Source organism: Ferdinandcohnia sp. SAFN-114 (assembly GCF_059415045.1).
Genome location: NZ_JBPFDQ010000053.1, coordinates 1 through 24,076, shown reverse-complemented (window position 1 = coordinate 24,076; position 24,076 = coordinate 1). Strand labels below are relative to the sequence as shown.

The 24,076-nt window shown below is 38.3% G+C and carries 18 protein-coding genes; 1 reads left to right on the top strand and 17 read right to left on the bottom strand.

Annotated elements, in window-relative coordinates; translation table 11 throughout:
* Positions 1 to 144: 144 nt before the first annotated feature.
* The gene (locus ACR65M_RS16825; RefSeq protein WP_341331939.1) at positions 145 to 2,835 is read right to left on the bottom strand and encodes a calcium-translocating P-type ATPase, SERCA-type; all 2,691 of its coding nucleotides are present in this window, start codon (positions 2,833 to 2,835) and stop codon (positions 145 to 147) included.
* Between the two features lie 347 nt (positions 2,836 to 3,182).
* On the opposite strand from ACR65M_RS16825, the gene ACR65M_RS16820 reads away from it, so the two are divergent.
* Positions 3,183 to 4,892 (top strand): Rqc2 family fibronectin-binding protein, encoded by a 1,710-nt coding sequence (locus ACR65M_RS16820; RefSeq protein WP_341331940.1) that lies wholly within the window; start codon positions 3,183 to 3,185, stop codon positions 4,890 to 4,892.
* A gap of 48 nt (positions 4,893 to 4,940) precedes the next feature.
* On the opposite strand, the gene pyrE is transcribed toward ACR65M_RS16820, so the two are convergent.
* The 16 genes from pyrE to ACR65M_RS16740 all read right to left on the bottom strand — a co-directional run bounded on the left by pyrE (position 4,941) and on the right by ACR65M_RS16740 (position 23,846).
* Entirely contained in the window at positions 4,941 to 5,573 is a 633-nt protein-coding gene (gene pyrE / locus ACR65M_RS16815; protein ID WP_341331941.1) for an orotate phosphoribosyltransferase, read from the bottom strand.
* The gene (gene pyrF, locus ACR65M_RS16810; RefSeq protein ID WP_341331942.1) at positions 5,570 to 6,286 is read right to left on the bottom strand and encodes an orotidine-5'-phosphate decarboxylase; all 717 of its coding nucleotides are present in this window, start codon (positions 6,284 to 6,286) and stop codon (positions 5,570 to 5,572) included. The genes pyrE and pyrF overlap by 4 nt, the downstream gene beginning before the upstream one ends.
* Positions 6,286 to 7,197: a dihydroorotate dehydrogenase gene (locus ACR65M_RS16805; RefSeq protein WP_341331943.1), complete on the bottom strand. Its 912-nt coding sequence runs from the start codon at positions 7,195 to 7,197 to the stop codon at positions 6,286 to 6,288. The genes pyrF and ACR65M_RS16805 overlap by 1 nt, the downstream gene beginning before the upstream one ends.
* The gene (locus ACR65M_RS16800) at positions 7,194 to 7,973 is read right to left on the bottom strand and encodes a dihydroorotate dehydrogenase electron transfer subunit (protein WP_341331944.1); all 780 of its coding nucleotides are present in this window, start codon (positions 7,971 to 7,973) and stop codon (positions 7,194 to 7,196) included. Before ACR65M_RS16800 ends, ACR65M_RS16805 begins: the two co-directional genes overlap by 4 nt.
* Positions 7,970 to 11,182, bottom strand: coding sequence for a carbamoyl-phosphate synthase large subunit (gene carB / locus ACR65M_RS16795; RefSeq protein ID WP_341331945.1), 3,213 nt, complete (start codon positions 11,180 to 11,182; stop codon positions 7,970 to 7,972). Before carB ends, ACR65M_RS16800 begins: the two co-directional genes overlap by 4 nt.
* On the bottom strand, positions 11,167 to 12,267 hold the full coding sequence (locus tag ACR65M_RS16790; RefSeq protein ID WP_341331946.1) for a carbamoyl phosphate synthase small subunit: 1,101 nt from the start codon (positions 12,265 to 12,267) through the stop codon (positions 11,167 to 11,169). The genes carB and ACR65M_RS16790 overlap by 16 nt, the downstream gene beginning before the upstream one ends.
* The gene (pyrC, locus tag ACR65M_RS16785) at positions 12,264 to 13,550 is read right to left on the bottom strand and encodes a dihydroorotase (protein ID WP_440273859.1); all 1,287 of its coding nucleotides are present in this window, start codon (positions 13,548 to 13,550) and stop codon (positions 12,264 to 12,266) included. The genes ACR65M_RS16790 and pyrC overlap by 4 nt, the downstream gene beginning before the upstream one ends.
* Complete coding sequence (locus ACR65M_RS16780) at positions 13,547 to 14,449, bottom strand: aspartate carbamoyltransferase catalytic subunit (protein ID WP_341331948.1); 903 nt, start codon at positions 14,447 to 14,449, stop codon at positions 13,547 to 13,549. The genes pyrC and ACR65M_RS16780 overlap by 4 nt, the downstream gene beginning before the upstream one ends.
* Positions 14,450 to 14,737: 288 nt before the next feature.
* Positions 14,738 to 16,054 carry a solute carrier family 23 protein gene (locus tag ACR65M_RS16775; protein ID WP_341331949.1) on the bottom strand — a complete coding sequence of 439 codons (1,317 nt, stop codon included), beginning with the start codon at positions 16,052 to 16,054 and terminating at the stop codon, positions 14,738 to 14,740.
* A 146-nt stretch (positions 16,055 to 16,200) separates the two neighbouring features.
* Complete coding sequence (gene pyrR, locus ACR65M_RS16770) at positions 16,201 to 16,749, bottom strand: bifunctional pyr operon transcriptional regulator/uracil phosphoribosyltransferase PyrR (RefSeq protein ID WP_341331950.1); 549 nt, start codon at positions 16,747 to 16,749, stop codon at positions 16,201 to 16,203.
* A gap of 222 nt (positions 16,750 to 16,971) precedes the next feature.
* Positions 16,972 to 17,880 (bottom strand): RluA family pseudouridine synthase, encoded by a 909-nt coding sequence (locus tag ACR65M_RS16765; RefSeq protein ID WP_341331951.1) that lies wholly within the window; start codon positions 17,878 to 17,880, stop codon positions 16,972 to 16,974.
* On the bottom strand, positions 17,855 to 18,343 hold the full coding sequence (gene lspA / locus ACR65M_RS16760) for a signal peptidase II (RefSeq protein WP_341331952.1): 489 nt from the start codon (positions 18,341 to 18,343) through the stop codon (positions 17,855 to 17,857). Before lspA ends, ACR65M_RS16765 begins: the two co-directional genes overlap by 26 nt.
* A 103-nt stretch (positions 18,344 to 18,446) precedes the next feature.
* A complete protein-coding gene (locus ACR65M_RS16755; protein ID WP_341331953.1) occupies positions 18,447 to 18,821 on the bottom strand; it encodes a TraR/DksA C4-type zinc finger protein in 375 nt (124 codons plus the stop codon).
* 287 nt (positions 18,822 to 19,108) lie between these two features.
* Positions 19,109 to 21,877 carry an isoleucine--tRNA ligase gene (gene ileS / locus ACR65M_RS16750; RefSeq protein WP_341331954.1) on the bottom strand — a complete coding sequence of 923 codons (2,769 nt, stop codon included), beginning with the start codon at positions 21,875 to 21,877 and terminating at the stop codon, positions 19,109 to 19,111.
* Positions 21,878 to 22,463: 586 nt separating this feature from the next.
* Positions 22,464 to 22,964: a DivIVA domain-containing protein gene (locus ACR65M_RS16745; RefSeq protein ID WP_121446512.1), complete on the bottom strand. Its 501-nt coding sequence runs from the start codon at positions 22,962 to 22,964 to the stop codon at positions 22,464 to 22,466.
* Positions 22,965 to 23,072: 108 nt separating this feature from the next.
* Positions 23,073 to 23,846, bottom strand: a complete 774-nt coding sequence (locus tag ACR65M_RS16740; protein WP_440273858.1) for a YlmH family RNA-binding protein — start codon at positions 23,844 to 23,846, stop codon at positions 23,073 to 23,075.
* Between the last annotated feature and the right edge of the window lie 230 nt (positions 23,847 to 24,076).

Sequence of the window (24,076 nt, the reverse complement as noted above, 5' to 3'; positions counted from 1 at the left end):
TTTCTATACTTATTTTACCATTGTTTATTAAAATCGAATAGTTTTTAAAGATTTCAACAAGAAAGAAAAAAGGTAATAGAGTGCATACTCCATTACCTCACGAATTATAACATAGTTTCATCACTAAAATCCAAGCCTAGCACTTTATGCACGAGCCACGGAACGTTTGTTCGTTAATAATGATCCTGCTAATAGGAATGTTGGAATTGCTGACATTCCAATAACTAGGAGCCAATCTCTTGGTTCAATTGCGTACGTCTTGAAGACCGGTTGTAATGGTGGATAGTAAATTACAACTAACATTAGTACGATAGATGAGATGACCGCCCATACTAAGTACATATTTTGGAATGGATTCCGGTGGAAAATAGACCGTTCACTACGACAATCAAATACGTGGATAAGCTGGGCCATTACAAGAGTTGCAAACGCAATGGTTTGGGCATATCCTAAATTGCTCGGATCCCTATGATAGACAACCATAAATGCAGCCAAGGTTGCTATCCCTATTAAAAAGCCGCGGCTGACAATTTTCCAGCCCAATCCTCTTGCAAAAACCCCTTCTTTTGGATGGCGTGGGCCATGTTTCATCAAATTGCTCTCTGGTTGATCAAGTCCAAGCGCCATTGCTGGTAATCCATCCGTTACCAGGTTAACCCAAAGGATTTGGATTGGTACGAGTGGTAATGGTAAGCCCATTAACATCGCGAATAACATCACAAGTATTTCACCAACATTAGAAGCTAATAAATAACGGATAAACTTTCTAATATTTTCATAGATATTTCGGCCTTCTTTAATAGCTGCTTTAATCGTCGCAAAGTTATCATCAAGTAATACTAACGAAGATGCTTCTTTTGCTACATCTGTACCTGTAATGCCCATCGCAATTCCGATATCGGATGCTTTAATTGCCGGTGCATCGTTTACACCATCACCTGTCATCGCAACAATATGGCCCCTGCTTTGAAGTGCTTTTACAATTTTTAATTTATGTTCAGGTGACACCCTTGCATATACATAGACATCATCGACAATTTCCTCTAGCTCTTCTACATCCATTTTAGAAAGAGCATACCCATCTAGCACTTTACCCCCTGGAGGTAGAATACCAAGCTGTGTAGCAATCGCTTTTGCTGTAATTAAATGGTCTCCTGTAATCATAACTGTCTTAATGCCAGCATCTTTACATTCTTTAACTGCATCTTTTACTTCTGGTCTTGGCGGATCAATCATTCCTTGAACCCCAATAAAGGTTAATTCGCTTTCAGCTTCGCTTTCCGACACTAACTTTTGGTTTGGCCGTAATTGTTTAAAGCCAACTGCAATAGTACGAAGAGCATCTGAGGCTAAGCTCTCAATCGCATCCTTAATCTCATTCTCGTACCCTACCGTTAATGGCTGCTGTTTATTGTCCCAAAGGACCGATTTACTAACTCCTAGTAATACATCTGGTGCACCCTTTGTAACAACAAATTGATTTCCAGCTCTATCTTTTACAATGACACTCATCATTTTTCTTGCAGAATCAAATGGGAACTCTTCAACAATATCAAATTGCTCAGCTAATAATTGATTTGTAAGTCCTGCTTTAATACCCGCAACAAGTAAAGCTCCTTCAGTTGGGTCTCCATCAAGAATAATATCATCATCCTTCTGCTTTAATGATGCATTATTACACAACACTCCAAAAGTTAATAATTGTTGAAGAGTCTTATGTTCTGATGGTTTGATTTCTCTATCCCCCGAGAAAAATTTTCCATCTACATCATACCCTGTACCTGTTACAGACCAAGTTTTGCCACCAGACCAAAGATGTGTAACCGTCATCTTGTTTTGAGTCATCGTTCCTGTTTTATCTGAGCATATGACCGAAGCACAGCCCAAAGTTTCAACTGCAGGCAAGCGTCGGACAATTGCATTTTTCTTAATCATTCTTTGAACACCTAAAGAAAGGGCAACAGTAACAATGGCCGGCAATCCTTCAGGTATTGCAGCAACAGCCAATGAAACTCCCGCTAGGAACATTTCATAAAGCTCATGTCCATTTATAACACCTACAACCACAACTAAGAGGGTTAAAATTAATGCTACGGTGATTAAAACCTTACCTAATTGCTCCAATCTTCTTTGCAATGGAGTAATCATCGCTTCGGCTGATTGAAGGAGTTCTGCAATTTGGCCCATCGCTGTATTCATACCAGTTCCTACCACGATACCTACACCACTACCACGTGTAACCATTGTGCCCATAAATGCCATATTTTCTTGATCACCGAGGGAGACATCACCCTCACGAATCGGTTCAACATGCTTTGTAACAGGCACAGATTCCCCTGTAAGTGCGGATTCCTCAATTTCTAAGCTTTTGACATCAATTAAACGCACATCCGCACCTATACGATCACCACTGGTGAATTTTATGATATCACCTATAACGAGTTCCTTTGAAAGAATACGAACCCATTCATTACTTCGAAAAACATTCACCTGTGGTGCGGAGAGTTCCTTTAAGGCTTGAAGCGATTTTTCTGCTTTTCGTTCTTGGAAAAAACCCAAAAACCCATTAATTAAAACTATAGCCATAATTGCGATAGCATCAATGTATTCCCCTAACAACCCAGAAATCAAGGTTGCAGCAAGTAATACAAGAACCATAAAGTCCTTAAATTGAGCTAAAAAAAGCAAAATTGCTGAAGCGCGTTCGGCTTCCTTCAATTCATTATATCCAAATTGCTTTTGTCGCTGCTTTACTTCTTGGTCGGAAAGACCATGAGAAAGGCTTGTATTAACTTTTTTTTCGACCTCTTCTGATCTAAGCTCATACCATTTCATCCGTCTTTTACACACCCCTCACATTAAATCATAATCAAATGAACCTTCGCGTATTTGCCTCCCAATTTTTAGGCCCACAGGTTGTGGGATTCAAAGATGTTGCCAAAGGAAGTGGCGTAAATAGTCTTTGAACTTATGCTCGAAAAATCGAGGTATCCGCCGGAGGCTGAATTACTTCATCAGAAGTGGCGTACTTCTGATGAAGTAAATTCTATCTATGAAAGCTTATTCAGTCTCGTCCAAAAAAATGCTATACTTTTTCTAAGTTACCTATTTATTGGTACAATAACATTGAAGAGGAACTGGAAGACACTGTCTTCTATTGATATGGAAAAGAGGAAACACGTATGACATTCGATGGAATCTTCACACATGCAATTGTGAATGAATTACAAAAAACACTAGATAGTGGTAGGATTTCAAAAATCTATCAACCATATAAAAATGAACTTATCTTTCAGGTTCGTTCAAATGGAAAGAATCATAAGCTACTCCTTTCAGCACACCCAAGTTATGCCCGTATCCATTTAACAAATGAGTTATATGATAACCCACATGAGCCGCCGATGTTTTGTATGTTACTCCGCAAACATCTAGAGGGCAGTATCATCGAAAATATCCGTCAAGTTGATATGGATAGAATAATTATTTTTGATATTAAAGGCCGAAATGAACTTGGTGATGTCTCTCTAAAACAACTGATTATTGAAATTATGGGTAGACATAGTAACATCGTCCTCGTTGATTCTGAAAAACAGATAATCCTTGATAGCATTAAGCATATTTCAGCAGCAGTCAATCGTCATCGTACTGTATTGCCAGGGTATACATATGTTTTTCCGCCTGCTCAGGAAAAGATTAATCCTTTTACAGTCGATGAAGAGACATTCTTGAAAAAAATTGATTTTAATGCTGGTCGATTAGATCAGCAGATTGTGCAAAAATTTTCTGGGATCTCCCCTGTATTTGCAAAAGAAGTTGTATTTCGCGCCGGTATAGCTAATCAAAAAACATTACCTGATCCTTTTTTATCAATGATATCAATAATCAAACAAAATCAATTTACACCACAAATCATAACAAAGGGACAAAAGGATTTTTTCTATATCCTTCCTTTACATCATATTGGTGGTGAGGCTAAGGCATTCACTACAATTAGTGAAATGCTCGATCGTTTTTATTTTGGAAAAGCAGAACGTGATCGGGTTAAGCAGCAAGGCAATGATTTAGAACGTTTTATCCATAATGAAAAAACAAAAAATGAGAAAAAAATTAAAAAACTTGAAGCAACCTTAGTCGAGTCTGAAAAAGCTGAAAAATATAAGCTCTTTGGTGAACTTCTGACAGCGAATATGTATGCGATAACCCGAGGCGACAAGGAAATTGAAGTACTAAATTATTACTCAGGGGAAAATGAAATGGTGAAAATCCCTCTACACCCACAAAAGTCACCCTCTGAAAATGCGCAAAGTTATTTTTCAAAGTATCAAAAGGCAAAGAATGCTGTTTCCTATGTAGAGCATGAAATTGCGAAAGCTAACGAAGAGATTGCTTATTTCGAGTCTCTATTGCAGCAAATTGAATCAGCTGCTCCAAAGGATTTGCAGGAAATCCGCGAGGAACTTATGGAAGAAGGTTATTTGAAGAAAAAGCAACAAAAAGGAAATAAGAAGATGAAACCAATAAAACCTTCTATTGAGCGCTATGTAGCAAGTGATGGGACAGAAATCCTTGTCGGTAAAAACAATAAACAAAATGATTATTTAACAAATAAACTTGCAGCAAGAGATGAGATATGGTTGCATACAAAGGGCATACCCGGTTCACATGTGATTATTAGAAGCAAACAACCATCACCAGATACAATCCTTGAGGCAGCGACAATTGCAGCGTATTTCAGTAAAGCAAAAAATTCATCCTCTGTACCTGTTGATTACACACTTGTGCGCCACGTTAAGAAACCGAATGGTTCTAAACCTGGCTATGTTATCTATGATAATCAACAAACCGTATATGTGACACCACAAGAAGACTTGATTTTGCAGCTTAGAAAATAAATAAAAAAATTAATGCCCTAGGATCGCTTAATACCTAGGGCATTTATATTATGCTTTAGTTGTATACCAGTCCACTGGATTTTCTCTCCAGCTCTTTAGGCTTTCAATATCGTTTTCAGATACGACATTTTTATCAAGCGCAACATTTATTAAGGTTGGATAATCAGTTAAGGTATGAGCTGAAATATTAGCTGCTTCTAAGCTAGCTGTTGCTGCTGGAAGCTGATACGAAAAGATTGCAACAATTCCTAATACTTCGCACCCTGCTTCACGAAGTGCTTCAGCTGCTGTAATAGCACTGCCCCCCGTTGAAATAAGATCTTCTATTACGACAACTTTTTGTCCTTTAACCACTTTGCCTTCAATTTGATTACCTTTTCCATGTGCTTTTGCTTTACTTCGCACATAGCACATTGGGATATTTAATACATCACTTACCCATGCTGCATGAGGAATCCCTGCGGTTGCAGTTCCAGCAATAACTTCGACCTCAGGATAATGAATCTTAATTAATTCAGATAATCCTTTTGCAATTTCCCTGCGAACCTGTGGGAAAGAAAGAGTCATTCGATTATCACAATAAATAGGAGATTTTAAACCTGAAGACCATGTGAATGGCTCATTTGGCTGTAAAAATACCGCCCCGATTTCTAATAAATGTGCTGCTATTTCTTTATTCATACTCGTACCCCTTCCCATGCTGCTTTCATTTGTTTATATGTTTGTAATGGGTTATTTGCTCGCGTGATTGATCTACCTACGACAATCGCAGTTGATCCTAATTCTCGTGCTTTTTCAGGTGTTACAACTCTTGCTTGATCTCCTATATCATCGCTAGCTTGGCGAATTCCAGGCGTAACTGTCATAAATTCGTTTCCTAGCTTTTTATTGATTACCGGAACTTCAAGAGAGGAACATACGACTCCATCTAGTCCACTATCCTTTGTCATTGTTGCATACTCGACAACTACATCTAACAAATTACGTTCGATTAGTAATTCGTTTCTCATCACTTCTTCCGTTGTACTCGTAAGCTGTGTGACAGCAATACACTTGGGTCTCGATTGCCCCATTGTAGTTCCAGCTTCAAGTCCTTCGCGGGCCGCAACCATCATTCCCCGTCCTCCAGCAGCATGGACATTGACTAAGTCCACACCAAGACCTGCCAAACGTTTCATGCTAGAATATACGGTATTTGGAATATCATGAAGTTTTAAATCTAGGAAAATAGAATGACCTTGTTCTTTTAAGAAGTGAATGACTGATGGTCCTTCTTGATAATATAGCTCCATTCCGACTTTCACAAAAAGTGGCTCTTTCCCAAATTCCTTGAGAAAGTCCTTCGCATATGGTAAGTTTGGAAAATCGAGAGCAATAATTAACGGTCGTTGCATTACTTCCAGCTCCTTCCCTGACATTCCGAGATATACTCAAAACCATATTTATCTAGTAATCTTGGAAGATCCTCAATAATTGACGGGCAAACATATGGGTCCACAAAATTGGCAGTCCCAACTGCAACAGCACTTGCACCAGCATAAAAATATTCAAGGACATCTTCAGCTGATTGAACGCCACCCATTCCGATAATCGGAATAGACACTGCCTGACTCACTTCATGAATCATACGGATTGCAACAGGTTTGATAGCTGGACCTGATAAGCCCCCCGTTTTATTTGCTAAAATTGGGTTTCCTGTTTTAAGATCAATCCGCATTCCGATTAAAGTATTAATCATTGTTAAACCATCTGCACCCGCTTCTTCGATTGCTTTTGCCATTTCAACAATGTTTGAAACATTCGGTGATAATTTAACGTATACTGGAACACTAGATGCTTCTTTTACATATTTCGTAAGTTCTGCAGCCACCTCTGGAATCGTACCGAATGCAATTCCACCGGTTTTTACATTTGGACATGAAATATTTAATTCTAATGCATGAACGTTAGATGCCTTCGAGATTTCCTTTGCGACTTTGACATAATCTTCAATTTGTGAACCTGCAACATTCGCAATAATGGGTACATCGAATTGATCAAGCCACGGAAGCTCTTCAGCCATGACTTTCTCAAGTCCTGGATTTTGTAATCCAATTGCATTTAACATCCCTGCACTGGTCTCTGCAACTCGTGGAGTTGAGTTTCCGAATCTTGGTTCTACAGTTGTTGCTTTAATCATAATTGCACCCAATGTGCTCAAATCGTAAAACTTCGAGTATTCTTTTCCGAACCCAAAGCAACCAGATGCTGGCATGATCGGGTTTTTTAGTGATAAACCTGGTAGTTCAACTTGAAGTCTGTTCATAGTACCACCTCTCCTACCTTAAATACTGGCCCATCACTGCATACTTTTTTATAAGTATAACCTTCCGGATCATCTTGAAGATGACATACACATGCAAAACATGCTCCAATTCCACAGCCCATTCTTTCTTCTAAAGAGATATATGCATTTCGATCAGGGAAGGCCGCTTCAAGCGCTTTTAGCATTGGTGTTGGTCCACAGGAATAAAGTGTGTCAAATATTATACCGTTATTAGAGATGACATCTGTTACAAAACCTTTCGTTCCAACTGTTCCATCCACTGTTGCGATATAAGTTTCACCTAACCCATTAAATTTTTCTTCATAAAACACAGCATATTTTGATTGGAATCCAAGGACGTGAATCACTTTAACACCTTTTGCAACGAGGCGCTTCGATAATTCATAAAGTGGGGGAACTCCAATTCCTCCACCGACAAGCAAGGCTGTCTCACCAACACCTACTTCCTCAACAGGAAAGCCGTTTCCAAGTGGACCTAACACATCGACTAATTGTTCGATGTTTTTTTCAGAAAGGACTCTTGTGCCGAGTCCTTCCCTTCGATAAATCAGTGTGCACTCTTGCTTTTCTTGATTAATATTTGCAATACTAATAGGTCTTCGTAATAAAGGGTCCATTCCATCACTGACTTTTACGTGGACAAATTGTCCCGGATCGTTCATTGCCAAAACCAATTCCCCTGCTAATGTTAGTTCAAAAATATCCTCAGCAATTTGAATGTGGCTCACAATTTTCATTTGTTCCTTTTTAATCATGAGTGTACCACCTCACGTTTTTGCACGTGAGAACCCATCACTTCACTTGAGAATGTCATGGATTCTAATACCTTCACGATTGCTTTAGCAGTATCTAGTGAAGTTAAACATGCAACTCCATTCTCAACTGTTTCACGGCGGATTCTAAAGCCATCTCTTGCAGGCTGTTTTCCTTTTGTTAATGTGTTTATAACAAATTGAGCTTTTCCTTGGCGAATGACATCAATTAAGTTTGGAGCATCTGAACCAATTTTATTAACGACGGTAACAGGAATGTTTTCTTTTTGTAAGTAGCTTGCAGTTCCACTTGTTGCTAAAAGTTGATAGCCAATTGTGTGGAATCGTTTTGCAATTTCAAGCGCTTCTTCCTTGTCTTTATCCGCTACTGTTAATAATACAGATCCATATTTAGGAATCGTGATTCCGGATGCAACTAGGCCTTTATATAATGCTTTTTCTAGCGTATAGTCTTTGCCCATTACTTCACCAGTTGATTTCATTTCTGGTCCAAGCGAAATGTCCACATTGCGAAGTTTTGCGAACGAGAAAACTGGTACCTTCACATAAACTCCTTCGCTTTCTGGGTGTAGTCCTGTAGTAAACCCTTGTGATGGTAATGATTGTCCAAGAATAACCTTTGTCGCAATATTTGCCATTGGTACGCCAGTTATTTTACTTAAAAATGGGACTGTACGGCTTGATCTTGGGTTTACTTCGATTACAAAGACTTCTTCGTTATAGACCACAAATTGAATGTTTAATAGACCAATAATATTTAATCCTTTTGCAAGGGCAATCGTATTGTCAATGATTTGTTGTCTTACATGTTCTGATAAAGTTTGAGGTGGATATACGGCAATCGAGTCACCAGAGTGTACTCCAGCACGTTCGATGTGCTCCATAATTCCTGGAATATATACTGTTTCCCCATCAGAAATGGCATCTACTTCAATTTCCTTACCGGTTAAATAGCGGTCAATTAGTACTGGATGCTCAGGGTTAATTTTCACGGCATTCTCCATATAATGTAGAAGCTCTTCTGTTTGATAGACAATCTCCATCGCTCTTCCACCTAGCACATATGAAGGTCTCACAAGCACTGGATAACCGATCGCTTCCGCAATGACAACTGCTTCGTCAACCGAAGTTGCTGTTTTTCCTTTAGGTTGTGGTATGCCAAGTGAAATAACTGTTTGCTCAAATTTATCTCTATTTTCTGCACGGTCTAAATCCTCTAAAGACGTACCCAAAATTTTCACTCCGCGCTTAACTAAAGAACTTGCTAGATTGATAGCTGTTTGACCACCAAACTGTACAACTACACCTTCAGGCTGTTCAAGGTCTATGATATGCATAACATCCTCAATAGTTAATGGCTCAAAGTATAGCTTATCTGAAATACTGAAGTCAGTTGATACTGTTTCAGGGTTATTGTTGATAATGATTGCTTCATAGCCAGCTTGTTTAATCGCCCAAACAGAATGAACGGTTGCATAATCGAACTCAACACCCTGCCCGATTCGGATTGGACCTGAACCTAGAACGATAACACTCTTCTTATCCGTTACAATTGATTCATTTTCATCCGCATATGTTCCATAATAATAAGGTGTTTCTGATTCAAATTCAGCTGCACATGTATCGACTATTTTATATACCGGGACTATTCCTGCTTGTTTACGAGTTTCATAAATTTCAATTTCTGTTGAATTCCATAACTCCGCGATGATAGAGTCAGCAAATCCTTTCTTTTTTGCCACCGTCAATGTTTCTAAATCACCTTTATTTTCCCGTATTGTGTTTTCGAGCGTGATTATATTTTCAAATTTTTGGAGGAAGAATAAATCAATTTCACTCCATTCATGAATCTGTTGAATGGTGATGCCGCGTCTAATTGCTTCCGCAAGGTAGAATAGACGCTCATCTCCAGCTTTCCTAATTCTCTTTTCAATTGTGGCAAGATCAGCATTCGTTGCATCCTCTAATTGAATATGAGAAACATTTGACTCGAGTGATCGAACTGCTTTTAGTATGGATTCCTCGAAATTACGTCCTATTGCCATAACTTCACCTGTGGCTTTCATTTGCGTTCCAAGTCGGCGGTTTGCAGACTCGAACTTATCAAATGGAAAGCGGGGGATTTTTGTAACGATATAGTCAAGTGCAGGTTCAAAGGCTGCATATGTTTTTCCTGTAACAGGGTTAATCATCTCATCAAGCGTTAAACCTACTGCAATTTTTGCTGCAAGTTTCGCAATTGGATAACCCGTCGCCTTAGATGCTAACGCTGAAGAACGACTCACACGTGGGTTTACCTCGATAATATAGTAATTGAAACTATACGGATCAAGTGCTAACTGCACATTACATCCACCTTCAATCCCAAGTGCGCGGATGATTTTTAAAGATGTGTTTCGTAAGAGCTGATATTCTCGGTCACTTAATGTTTGGCTCGGTGCCACAACAATTGAATCACCAGTGTGAATACCAACTGGGTCTACGTTTTCCATGTTACATACTACAATTGCAGTATCTGCAGAATCGCGCATTACTTCGTATTCAATCTCTTTAAACCCTGCAATACTCTTTTCTAATAGACATTGTGTTACAGGACTATTTTTCAATCCACTTGTCACAATTTCAATCAATTCTTCCTCATTGTTACAAATTCCACCACCAGTACCTCCTAAGGTAAAGGCTGGTCTAACAATTACGGGGTATCCTACCTTTTCAATAAATCCGTATGCTTCGTCTAGGTTATGGATAATCTCACTTTCTGGCACAGGCTCATTCAGTTCGTTCATTAAGCTTCGGAATAAATCACGATCTTCGGCTTTTTCAATCGCTGAAAGAGTTGTCCCTAGGATTTCAACACCACATTCTTCAAGAACGCCTGATTTTGAAAGTTCTACAGCCATATTTAAGCCCGTTTGACCACCTAGTGTTGGCAGGATTGCATCCGGTCTTTCTTTACGAATAATTTTGCTTACAAATTCTAATGTTATTGGTTCAATATAAACTTTATCTGCAATTTCAACATCCGTCATAATGGTTGCAGGGTTTGAATTAACCAAGATTACCTTGTAGCCTTCTTCTCGTAGAGCTAAGCAGGCCTGAGTTCCTGCATAATCAAACTCTGCTGCTTGCCCAATCACGATTGGACCTGATCCGATTACTAGAATAGTTTTAATATCTAAGCGTTTTGGCATAGCTCTTCGCCTACTTTCTTGAAGTTTTCAATCATCTGTAAAAAGTCGTTAAATAAGCTATTTGCATCCTCAGGTCCAGGTGAAGCCTCCGGGTGATACTGAACAGTGAATGCTGGATAATCTAAATGGCGCAGTCCTTCTACTGATCCATCATTTAGTGCTATATGTGTTACTTCCAGTCTTGTAGAAGCTAAAGACTTTTCATTAACTGTATAACCATGGTTTTGAGAAGTAATAGCAACCTTTCCTGATTGTAGGTGCTTAACCGGATGGTTCGATCCTCTATGTCCAAATTTCATTTTTTCAGTATCGGCACCACCAGCTAAAGCAAATAATTGGTGACCTAAGCAAATTCCGAATAAAGGAACCTTTCCTAAAACGCCGTTAATCATTTCAATAGCTTCAGGTACATCTTTTGGATTTCCAGGTCCATTACTTAACATGATTCCGTCAGGTTTGAGTCGAAGAATTTCTTCCGCTGTTACATTGTAAGGAACGACAATTACATCACAGTCACGGTGATTAAGTTCGCGTAAAATCCCGTGTTTCATACCAAAATCAACTAAAACAACACGATGTCCTCTACCTGGGCTTGGATAAGAACCTTTTGTAGAAACTTGTTTTACTTGGTCAGTAGGTAAGGTACGATTACCAAGTTGGGTGATAACTTCACTAACATTGACACCCATTCCACAAATAGCACCTTTTAATGTCCCATATTGACGTATAATTCTTGTAAGTTTTCTTGTATCAATTCCAGAAAGTCCTGGAATATTTTTTGACTTAAAATACTCGTCTAAATTAAATTGACTTCTAAAATTTGATGGATGGTCACACACTTCATTTACTATAAAACCACTTATTGCTGGGGTGATTGATTCAAAATCATCTCGATTTATACCGTAGTTTCCGATTAAGGGATATGTTAATGTTACTATTTGGCCACAATAGGATGGGTCTGATAAAATTTCTTGATAACCTGTCATTCCGGTATTAAAAACAACCTCACCAAACTTCTCAGTCTCACTTCCGAATCCATCACCAACAAAAATGGTCCCATCTTCTAAAATAAGCTGTCGCTTCATACTAGAACACTTCCTTTCTGCCATACAATGTTGCCATTTACAAGTGTCATGACCGGCCATCCTTTGCATTCCCAGCCAGTAAATGGTGTGTTTTTTCCTTTTGAAACAAAGCTTTCTGGATCGATTTTTTCTGTAGCGTTTAGATCTATTACAGTTAAATCAGCATTCTTACCAATTTCTAAGGTTCCAAATGGTAGTTTAAATGTGTTTGCTGGTTTATTTGTTAAGAAGTCTACTAATTGCTTTAATGTCATTTTATTGGTTTCTACAAAATGTGTATAAAGAAGTGGGAATGCTGTCTCTAAACCAACGATGCCAAATGGCGCTAGAGCCATTCCCTGTGCTTTTTCCTCACTTGCATGTGGTGCATGATCTGTAGCGATAAAATCAATTGTTCCATCAAAGAGTCCTTCAATAAGGGCCTCCAGATCCTCTCTTCCACGTAATGGAGGATTCATTTTATAATTTGTGTCTAGGCTAGGGATGTCTTCATCACATAGTAATAAATGATGTGGTGTAACCTCAGCTGTTACATGGATACCTGCACGCTTTGCATCTCTGATGACTCGAACTGATTCCTTTGTACTTACATGACATACATGGTAGTGACAGCCAGCTGCTTCAGCTAATAAAACATCCCTTGCAATATGTACGGATTCGCACACAGAAGGAATTCCATTGATTCCATGTTTCTTCGAAAATTCACCCTCATGAACAGAACCTTTATTGATTAACGTATTTTCCTCACAATGGGCTACAATTGGCATATCAATCGCCGCCGCTTGCTTCATGGCTTCAAGCATCATTCCAGCAGATTGAATTCCAACACCGTCATCAGTGAAAGCGAATGCTCCTGCTTGCTTTAATCCATTCATATCCGTAAGTTCTTGACCAAGCTCACGAATGGTGATAGAAGCATATGGAAGAACATTCACATGAGCCGTATCCTTGATTCGTTGTTGTAACCAATTCATTTGTTCAACTGAATCTGGAACTGGTCTAGTGTTTGGCATTGCTGCAATTGTCGTGAACCCACCTTTTGCCGCCGAAAGACTTCCGGTTTCAATTGTTTCTTTATGTTCGCCTCCAGGTTCACGAAGGTGGACATGGACATCAACGAAACCTGCTGATACAAACATTCCTTCTACATCAATTACCATACAATTCGTTGGATCAAGGTTTGCACCAACCGCTTCAATCATGTCATCCGTGATTTTGATATCTGCACTTACTAAATCACCTTGTTCGTTTAAAATTTTTGCATTTTTTAATAATGTGCTCATATTAAAATTCCTCCTTCAACCTGTTGTAACACTCTTTTAAGTACGGCCATTCTTACGAATACACCGTTTTCCATCTGTTTAAAGATTCTTGAGTTTTGTGCTTCTACTAATTCACTCGCTATTTCAACTCCACGATTGATGGGAGCTGGATGCATAACAATGCTACCCTTTTTCATGTTTTTGCTTCGCATAATCGTTAAACCATATTGCTCATGGTATTCTTCTTTCGTTAAGCCCATCGATGACTCATGGCGCTCATGTTGAATACGCAGCAACATGACGACATCTGCTTCTCTAATGCCTTTATCAAGGTCTACATACTCACCATTAGGATTAGTATCATCTTGCCATTCTAATGGAGCTGAAAAGCGAACATTTGCGCCTAATCTCGTTAGGACTTCAGCATTGGATCTTGCAACCCGACTATGACGAATATCGCCAACGATTAACACATTTAAATCTTGGAATCTAGCAAACTCTTGTTTAATAGTTAATAAATCAAGGAGAGATTGTGTAGGATGATGACCACATCCATCACCTGCATTAATGATTGGAATATGGATGCCATTTATTAATTCCTTAAAATACTCATCCCTTGGATGACGAATCACGACTGCATTTGCTCCGATTGATTGAAGGGTCTTTACTGTGTCATATAGACTTTCTCCCTTTTGAACACTTGAAGTCATTTCATCTAACTGTAGGATGTCTGCACCTAATCTTTTCTCGGCTACTTCAAAACTAAAGCGTGTACGTGTACTTGGTTCGAAGAATAGATTTGCAACAAATGTTTGTTTTTCAAGCTTCCATTTGTTTCCTTCGGCAAACAGGCTCGCATCAAATAGAATTCGGTCAATATCCTCAATGCTTAACTCAGTCATCGTAAGTAAATGATTCATTTTCTCTCCTCCAATTCTTATAATCAAATTCGCCTTGGCGTATTTGCTGCCCAGATTTTTTTCGGGCTTGGCTCGAAAAGTTTCCTTTAAAAATCTGTGGCATCCGCCGGAGGCTTTAACTTTAATCAGCGTATTTCTGCTGAATAAAGTTAAAAACACCCTTACCTTTTTTAGGTAAGGGTGTAAAACAAGGTTTTGTTTGAATAAGGGTATAAGAAAGCAAACACCCTTTTCGCAAAAACCTTACACCCTTAATAACCTCTCTGGGTTATTTTAAAAGGTGAAGCATTATGCAACAGAGCTATCATCATCATGATGAGCCTCATATATATCTTCGTCTTCCTGAACGGCTCCGCCAGGAAGGATTAGGTTAAGTAAAACACCTATGATTGCGGCTAATGCCATGCCGTGTACCTCAAAACCAAGTACACGGATAAATGCTCCGCCGATTCCAATTACAAGGATAACTGATGAAATCACCAAGTTACGATTATCACCAAGATCAACTTTGCTATCTACTAACATCCGCAAACCAGATGAAGCGATAATCCCGAATAAGAGAATGGATACCCCACCCATAACTGGTGTTGGAATCGTACTAATTAAGGCGTTGATTTTACCACTGAATCCAAAGACAATCGCCACAACAGCTGCACCGCCAATTACATATACACTAAATATCCGAGTGATGGCTAATACGCCAATGTTTTCTCCGTATGTTGTATTTGGTGGTCCACCAAGTAGTGAAGCAATCATCGTTGCTACTCCGTCACCCATAATTGAACGATGTAATCCAGGTTGTTTAATCAAATCTTTTTGAACAACCTTACTTAAGACCATTTGATGTCCGATATGCTCTGACAAGGTAACTACCGCTACTGGAACGATTAAAGCAATCATATCTAATGAAAACTGCGGTGTGTATGAAACAAACGGGATAATAAAGTCTGGCAATTCAAACCACTTTGCTTCTTTTACTGCAGTAAAATCAACTAATCCGATTGATAATGCGTATACGTATCCACCAATAATCCCGATTAGGACAGGGATTAGTTTTAAAAAGCCTTTAAAAAAGATGGTTGCAATAATCACGATTGCTAATGTAACTAATGCTACTGAAAAATGCTGTAGACTGTAGGCGCCGCTAGCATCATTCATTGCCATTCCAACTGCTGTGCCAGCTAGGCTAAGACCTATTACGATAATAACTGGTCCAACAACAACAGGTGGTAAAATCTTCACAAGCCATTTATGTCCAGTTGCTTTTATTAACAGAGCTACGATCCCATATACGAGCCCAGCAAGTAAGCTTGCCATCATTGCAGCACCAGGACCGTCTGCAGCTATTGCTGTTTGAAGTGGGATGATGAAAGCAAAGGATGATCCTAAGTATGCCGGAACCTGACCCTTTGTAATAAGTAAAAATGCTAGTGTACCTAAACCACTTGAGATGAGAGCTACACCAGGACTAATTCCTACTAAATATGGTACAAGAATTGTTGCACCGAACATGGCGAATAAATGCTGCAGGCTCAGTATTGCGAATAGTCCTGGAGATGGTTTATCTTTTATCCCTAATACTATCTTTTGGTTTTCATTACTCATTTCGAATTTCCCCCTCATTTTAAGATACCCAAAAACAAAAAAATCTTTGTGTTTTTTACACAAAGAGGTATACAAATCCCTATCTTTTGAGAAGGAATGTTTACCCCTTTGTTAGCCTCTCTGGACTACATTAAAGGGTATTATATTTACTTTTTATGAATCGTTACTTGATCTAAATTGTCTATTTCTTCTAGTTCAACCACAATTTTTTCTGAGTTAGAAGTTGGTATATTTTTACCGACATAATCTGCTCGAATTGGGAACTCTCGGTGACCTCTGTCAATTAATACAGCTAACTGAATTTGTGCCGGCCGACCAATGTCGATGAGGGCATCTAGTGCTGCTCTCACTGTTCTACCTGTGTATAACACGTCATCAACTAGGATGACTTTTTTATTCATAATGTCAACTGGTATATCGGACCCATTTACAATTGGTTCACGATCCTCTGTTTTTGTTGTTAAGTCATCTCGGTATAAGGTAATATCTAGTTCACCAATTGCAATCTTCTTGCCTTCAATTTGTTCAATTCGGCTTGCAATGCGCTTTGCTAAATAAATACCTCTCGTCTTGATCCCAACAATTACACAGTTCTCTATCCCTTTGTTCTTTTCAATGATTTCGTGAGCAACTCTTGTCAAAGCTCTTCGAATTGCTTGATTGTCTAAAACTACAGCTTTGTCAGTTTCAGTCATTTTTTACACCCCACTTTAACATTGATTGCCTCTTTAAATTAAAAATGTCCTCTCACCGTAAGTGAAAGGACATAGACATTCATACAAAAGGATACAAATATCCTAATGTAGTTCCGTTTCCTTCTCAGCCTCACGGGACTGATCTTAAAGGGGCTCATTTAATTAAGTTCATTCTACGTTCATTATCGAAATTTGTCAATCCTTTTTATGAGGAAACCAAATCTAATGTCGCAGTTTTTCAAGAAGTTCCTCAAAATAAGCAGGAAGTGGAGACTCAAATTCAAGATATTCCTTCGTTCTAGGATGAACAAACCCCAATAGCCCTGCATGAAGGGCTTGTCCACCAAGATCTAACGTTTTCTTTGGACCATACTTTGGATCCCCCGCTAATGGATAACCAATATATTTCATATGAACACGTATTTGATGGGTACGCCCCGTTTCTAGCTGACATTCAACAAATGTAAAATCTTTAAATCGTTCTAAGACATTAAAATGAGTCACTGCATTTTTACTGTTTTCATCCGTAATAGTCATACTTTGGCGGTCCTTTTTATCCCTTCCAATGGGTGCGTCAATCGTACCTTGATCATGCGGTATGATGCCATGGACTAGTGCTTTATATTTGCGTGTTACTGACTTTTCGACCAATTGATTCACTAAAGATTCATGCGCAACATCATTTTTTGCAACCATCAATAAGCCTGAAGTATCTTTATCAATTCGATGAACAATCCCCGGGCGTAGAACACCATTGATTCCTGATAAATCATTGCAATGAGCCATAAGTCCGTTTACCAATGTGCCACTAACATGGCCTGGAGCTGGATGTACGACCATACCTTTTGGCTTATTGACAACGAGAACATCTGCATCTTCATAATATATATCTAAGTTCATCTCTTCTGGTACCACATCCAAGACTTGCGGTTCGGGAATTTCAATATGGATATGGTCCCCAATATTAACTTTATAATTGGTTTTAACATTATTCCCGTTGACTTTTATATTTCCATCCTTAATCCATGACTGAACTTGTGTCCTCGACCAGTCTGAATTAAAAGCTGAAACGACTTTATCAATTCGGTCATTTTTCTGTTGTTCCTCAATCGTTAGTTCGAATTGATTCATTTGTTCTCTCCTTTTCTAATTTCCCTTCAAAAATAGTTAAAATTAAAATCAAACCAACACCTATTACAAGTGCTGAATCGGCAATATTAAAAATAGGGAAGTCATATGTAAAAATGTATGTATCTATAAAATCGACAACTTCTTTACGAAAGATACGGTCAATAAAATTACCAATTGCACCTCCAAGCATAAATGAAAGCGCAATGCCGAACAGGCGCTGTTTTGGTTTGAGGCTCCGTATGTATAAAACGAGCATTACAACAACGATAATGGTCACAATATAGAAAAACCACATTTGTCCCTGTAATATTCCCCATGCTGCACCACGGTTTCGATGCGAGGTTATATACAAAAAGTTAGGAATGATTTGAATCGAATCTCCAAGCTCCATGTAACGGACAATAATCCATTTTGTAACCTGATCTAACAAAATGATAAATAAAGCAATTAAATAATAATACACGAATACGCCCCCATCCATACAAACTATACTTTTGAATTTTAGCATATGAATGGACGGCTGTACAATCTATTTAAGGGATTAAAGCAGAGCAAAAGCAAAGGTCTCACTTTTGCTCGACTAAAGAAAGATGGTTTTTACGCTGAAGGGGTATGACATTACTTCTGTCATATAAATCAGTGAAGGAAAATTCGAAAATGGTTCGAGCTGTTGGAAGTATCCGTAGTTTTTCAATCGGAATTTCAGCACCAGTCTCTTCGCAAATTCCAAATGTGCCGGAATTAATTTTATTTAAAGCTCTTTCGACATCGCTTAAGTCTTCTTTTATATGATTCATTACAATCTTTTCTTTCTCAGATTGTTCATTCTGAAAAAGTAGTTCTTGACTTAGCTCATATTGTGCTGACTTCATTAACCTGGATATGAGTTCTTTCTTTGTTAATTCCAATTCCGCTTTAATCTCTGCATACTGATCGTTCATTGGAACGCCTCCTTATCATGCTTTTGATTAATGCTTAAGAACATCTTTATAAGGTAGTAGAAATAGTATTATCCATAATGGTTTCCGTTAAAGCCAACAAGTTTTTCCTGTAGGATAAAAATGACGTTTTTTACTGTTTCTAATTACATACTACGTTTTTCTCATTTATTTTTGACGGCAGACAGGCAAATTGTTGGTTTACAGTTCTATTAATGAAATATTTCAAGACACCAAATTTACGCAAAAAAAACGCCATGAACATATGATTTCATGGCGTTTTTCCTAATTTAGTTTTGGTAATTGTCTTTTACAACAGATGCACAGCGTGAGCAGATCGTTGGGTGATCTGGGTCTTCACCAACTGTTGGAGTTACTACCCAACAACGATCACAGGTTTCACCTTCTGCTACAGCAACAACTATTTTTACTTGATCAAAAACTTGAGCATTTTCTGGAGCATCTTCATATGATCCACCAATTTCAAATCCTGACACAATAAACAACTGCTTTAAGTTCTCTTCAACTGAATCTAGGAGAGCTTTTGTTTCGTTGTTTGGATATAAAGTAACGCTAGCTGCTAATGATTTCCCAATAACTTTCTCATTTCTCGCCTTTTCTAAAGCTTTTAATACATCATCACGAAGTTCCATGAATGAATCCCATTTTGCTTCCAAAGCTTCTGCATTTGGAATTTTAACTGAATTTGGCATATCAACTAATTGAACACTTTCCTCTTTAACAGAATCGATATGTTTCCATACTTCATCTGCGGTATGTGGAAGAATCGGTGTTACAAGCTTAGTTAAGCTTAATAAAGCGTCATATAAGACTGTTTGGATTGAACGGCGATCATGTTGATCTGCTGCTTCAATATATAAAATATCCTTCGCAAAGTCTAAGTAGAATGAACTTAACTCAATTGTACAGAAATTATGAACGGAATGGTAGACACCTGCAAATTCATAATTTTCATAAGATGTTTTTACCTTATCAATTAGCTTGTTTAGTTTAACAAGGATATAGCGATCTACTTCACGCAATTCATTCACAGGAATTGCATCTGTTTCAGGATTGAAGTCACTTAAATTACCAAGTAAGAAACGGAATGTATTTCTAATCTTTCTGTAAACCTCAGCCACTTGTTTTAAAATAGCATCGGATACACGAACATCTGCCTGATAGTCAACTGAGGCGACCCAAAGACGTAAAATATCAGCACCTAGTTGTTTCATAACCTTTTCTGGAACAACAACATTTCCTAATGACTTACTCATTTTACGGCCATCACCATCGAGAGCAAAACCATGGCTTAGTACACCTTTATACGGCGCTTTACCCGTTACAGCTACAGCCGTTGATAATGATGAGTTAAACCAACCACGATATTGGTCAGAACCTTCTAAATAAAGATCTGCCGGACGTTGTAGATCTTCTCTTTCCAATAAGACTGCCTGATGGGATGAACCAGAGTCAAACCATACATCCATAATGTCATTTTCCTTCGTGAAAATACCATGTGGACTTGAATCATGTGTAAATCCGTCTGGCAATAAGTCTTTAGGTTCACGTTCAAACCAAACATTTGAACCATATTCTCTAAATAGGTCAGAGACATGATTAATGGTTTCGTCTGTGATAATTGGTTCCCCATTTTCACCATAGAATACTGGAATTGGCACTCCCCAAGCTCGCTGACGTGAAATACACCAATCTCCTCTATCTCGAACCATGTTATAAAGTCTTGTTTCACCCCATGCTGGAACCCATTTGGTTTCTTTAACAGCTTCCATTAGTTCGTTTCTAAAATCTTTAATAGATGCAAACCACTGAGCTGTCGCTCTAAAGATGGTTGGTTTTTTCGTACGCCAGTCATGTGGATAAGAGTGAGTGATGAAGGAAAGCTTTAGAAGCGCACCAACTTCATTTAATTTTTCAGTGATTGGTTTGTTAGCCTCATCATAGAATAAACCTTCAAACTCTTCTGCCTCAGCTGTCATGTAGCCTTTTTCATCAACAGGGCAAAGAACACCGATGCCATATTTTTGTCCAACGATGAAGTCATCTTCCCCGTGTCCAGGTGCTGTATGTACACAACCAGTACCTGCATCAGTTGTAACATGTTCACCAAGCATTACAAGGGAATCGCGACCATAAATTGGATGGCTGGCTACAACATTTTCTAATTCACGACCTTTAAATGTTTTCAAAACAGATACATTTTCCCAACCGATTTCTTTAGTTACTGCTTCTAATAGTGCAGAAGCAACCACGTATTTGTTGTTGTCAACACTAACAACAGAGTACTCTAGATCAGGATGTACACTAATTCCTAGGTTTGCTGGAATTGTCCATGGTGTTGTTGTCCAGATGATGATTTTTTCGTCACCTTCTAAGACACCTTTACCATCCTTCACTGGGAACGCTACATAGATAGATGGTGACCGCTTATCCTGGTATTCAATTTCAGCTTCTGCCAGTGCTGATTCAGACGAAGGAGACCAATAAACGGGCTTAAGTCCTTTATAGATATAGCCTTTTTTTGCCATTTCACCAAATACTTTGATTTGCTGAGCTTCGTATTCTGGTTTTAATGTGATATATGGGTTTTCCCAGTCACCACGAACCCCTAGACGTTTAAATTGTTCGCGTTGGTTATTGATTTGCTCGTAAGCATATTCTTCACAAAGTTTACGGAATTCAGCAACGCTCATTGCCTTCCGATTAACCTTTTTATTTTTTGTAAGAGCTGTTTCAATTGGAAGTCCGTGAGTATCCCATCCTGGTACATATGGGGCACAATAGCCGTTCATTGATTTGAAACGAACAATCATATCCTTAATGATTTTGTTTAATGCATGCCCCATATGAATGTCACCATTCGCATATGGAGGCCCATCATGAAGAACGAATAATGGACGACCTTTCGTACGTTCCTGAACCTTTTGATAAATATTCATTTCTTCCCATTGTTCTTGAATCTGTGGTTCGCGATTTGGAAGGTTTCCACGCATTGGGAAATCTGTTTTCGGCATTAATAACGTGTCTTTATACTCCATTACCATTTCCTCCTAATAATAGTTCCTAATTATTTGCAGCTTGTTACAGTATGGATGATTTGTGATACCCTTAATCAGAATAGAAAAAGGCCTTCTCATCCCAAAAAGGGACGAGAAGGCCTCTCGCGGTACCACCCTTATAGACGAAATTCCATTCGTCCACTCGACATTCGTAACGTGAATGATACGCGAAATGCTTACTTAGAAATGTTCAAAAGACACTCTCTTTTGAATCAATTTATGTGTTCAGCACCGAACTCCAGGGTGATTTTCATTCTTATCACTTATATCAGGCTTCCACCATCCCTGACTCGCTTTTAGAGGATGTTCAATAAGTCCGGTGGAAATGACACATCGAATTTCTTCGTTGGCTTGTTTTTCCGTTGCTCACGTATTCACTACATACGCTCCGCTACTCAAAACTGCGCCGCCTCGAACTTCTCGGTCCTTTCCATCCTCCTTTTTGAAACAACATTTTTTATAAGTTTGACAAGAACTACTGTCCCTTTCAAAGCTGCTAGTATATTAAAGTAATTAGTTGTTTTAAAATTATATGCGTATTAAACAAAAGAGTCAAGTGTCGAGACTAGTTTTCTTCTGATTCTGCAAAAACAGGCTCTACATTGTATTCCATTAGATGATCCCAATCATCATTATTAAGCATGTCTAACTGAGCTTCCACTAACATTTTAAATCTGTTTCTGAATACTTTTGACTGTTTCTTCAAATCTTCAATTTCGATTGATATCTTTCTAGATTTAGCTAACGATTCATTAATAATACGATCTGCATTTTTCTCTGCTTCCTTGATGATAAGCTTTGCTTCTTTTGAAGCATTACGTTTTACTTCTTCAGCTGTTTCTTGCGCTATCAAGATTGATTTATTTAATGTTTCTTCGATATTTGTAAAATGACCTAGTTTTTCGTTCAGCTCTGAAAGTTTTGACTCAAGTTCTTTTTTCTCACGAATAACCATTTCATAATCTTTAATAACTTGATCAAGAAACTCATTTACCTCGTCCTCATCATAGCCGCGAAAGCCTTTGTTAAATTCCTTATTATGAATATCTAATGGCGTTAAAGGCACGAATGCCACCTCCAAAAATTAATAAATGCGATTGTTTTTCAAACATTCTCTAAATAAATGATACTTTACAATTCGACAAAAAAGAAGAAATTCCTGCATTATTTACAATTATTTTTGTCTTCCCACAATTATTCTCCATTTTTCTCTCTTCGTTTTCCCTTCAATTGAATGAAGTCTACTTCTTCCGTAACCACGAACAGAAAGCACATCTCTTTCCTTACATTCAAAGGAAGTTTGTTCGATTTTTTTCCAATTCACTTTTACAAGTCCATTTTCAATTAAGACTTGCACTTTTTGTCTTGACAAATTTAATATAGATGACAATATAACGTCTAATCGTAAGGAGGATACAGTGACAGTTTGCTCAGTCCATTCATCATGTACGAATACCAGATCTGCAGCTGCAATCTCTGATAATGAGATCGTTGCCTTACCAACGGATGTTAAATTCCTTCGTACAAAATCAGCAACCTCCCCAGCAACAACAATTTGAATACGCTCGTCCTGTGTTAAGATATCACCAAATTTGGAACGTTTTAAACCGAGAGACATTAAGGAACCAAGAACCTTTCGGTGGTCAACAGAAACAAATTTTACAGGATATTTCACCTCAAAATAGGATAGATTGAAATCTGTTACAGTAGGTTCAAAGTAAGATGGATACAATAATGCTCGTTTACGTTCAAGTCCTTCTTTTCCACCAAAAAAATGAACAAGGACATCTCCACCGTTTCCTACAACTTGTTTCACGATTTCTTGTTCACGTGGATCAAGAAAGTCGGTTAACCTAAGACTATACTGATTCAGGACAGTCTGTTGCCATTCCAACACCTGATCGATAAACGCATGCTCTTCTTTTCGAAAATGTTGATATAAATTCATATGTATAATACCTCGTTTAAAGTAGAAAAGTTCAAGACGCGCTGATTTACGCGACAATCATAAGAAAACTCCGACCTTCCGAAGCGATTGACTTATGACAGAGAACTGATGGCACCTGGAGCTAAACAAAAAATAAAGAAAAGGGACCTTGTATAGAATGGTACCTGTAGGAAGGACACTCGAAAAAAAGAGTGTTCAACCTACAGGTATTTTTATATACTTGAATTTCA

Excerpts from the sequence above, each read along its gene's own strand:
- ACR65M_RS16825 (WP_341331939.1), bottom strand. The coding sequence starts at position 2,835 with ATGAAATGGTATGAGCTTAGATCAGAAGAGGTCGAAAAAAAAGTTAAT.
- ACR65M_RS16820 (WP_341331940.1), top strand. The coding sequence starts at position 3,183 with ATGACATTCGATGGAATCTTCACACATGCAATTGTGAATGAATTACAA.
- pyrE (WP_341331941.1), bottom strand. The coding sequence starts at position 5,573 with ATGAATAAAGAAATAGCAGCACATTTATTAGAAATCGGGGCGGTATTT.
- pyrF (WP_341331942.1), bottom strand. The coding sequence starts at position 6,286 with ATGCAACGACCGTTAATTATTGCTCTCGATTTTCCAAACTTACCATAT.
- ACR65M_RS16805 (WP_341331943.1), bottom strand. The coding sequence starts at position 7,197 with ATGAACAGACTTCAAGTTGAACTACCAGGTTTATCACTAAAAAACCCG.
- ACR65M_RS16800 (WP_341331944.1), bottom strand. The coding sequence starts at position 7,973 with ATGATTAAAAAGGAACAAATGAAAATTGTGAGCCACATTCAAATTGCT.
- carB (WP_341331945.1), bottom strand. The coding sequence starts at position 11,182 with ATGCCAAAACGCTTAGATATTAAAACTATTCTAGTAATCGGATCAGGT.
- ACR65M_RS16790 (WP_341331946.1), bottom strand. The coding sequence starts at position 12,267 with ATGAAGCGACAGCTTATTTTAGAAGATGGGACCATTTTTGTTGGTGAT.
- pyrC (WP_440273859.1), bottom strand. The coding sequence starts at position 13,550 with ATGAGCACATTATTAAAAAATGCAAAAATTTTAAACGAACAAGGTGAT.
- ACR65M_RS16780 (WP_341331948.1), bottom strand. The coding sequence starts at position 14,449 with ATGAATCATTTACTTACGATGACTGAGTTAAGCATTGAGGATATTGAC.
- ACR65M_RS16775 (WP_341331949.1), bottom strand. The coding sequence starts at position 16,054 with ATGAGTAATGAAAACCAAAAGATAGTATTAGGGATAAAAGATAAACCA.
- pyrR (WP_341331950.1), bottom strand. The coding sequence starts at position 16,749 with ATGACTGAAACTGACAAAGCTGTAGTTTTAGACAATCAAGCAATTCGA.
- ACR65M_RS16765 (WP_341331951.1), bottom strand. The coding sequence starts at position 17,880 with ATGAATCAATTCGAACTAACGATTGAGGAACAACAGAAAAATGACCGA.
- ACR65M_RS16755 (WP_341331953.1), bottom strand. The coding sequence starts at position 18,821 with ATGAACGATCAGTATGCAGAGATTAAAGCGGAATTGGAATTAACAAAG.
- ileS (WP_341331954.1), bottom strand. The coding sequence starts at position 21,877 with ATGGAGTATAAAGACACGTTATTAATGCCGAAAACAGATTTCCCAATG.
- ACR65M_RS16740 (WP_440273858.1), bottom strand. The coding sequence starts at position 23,846 with ATGAATTTATATCAACATTTTCGAAAAGAAGAGCATGCGTTTATCGAT.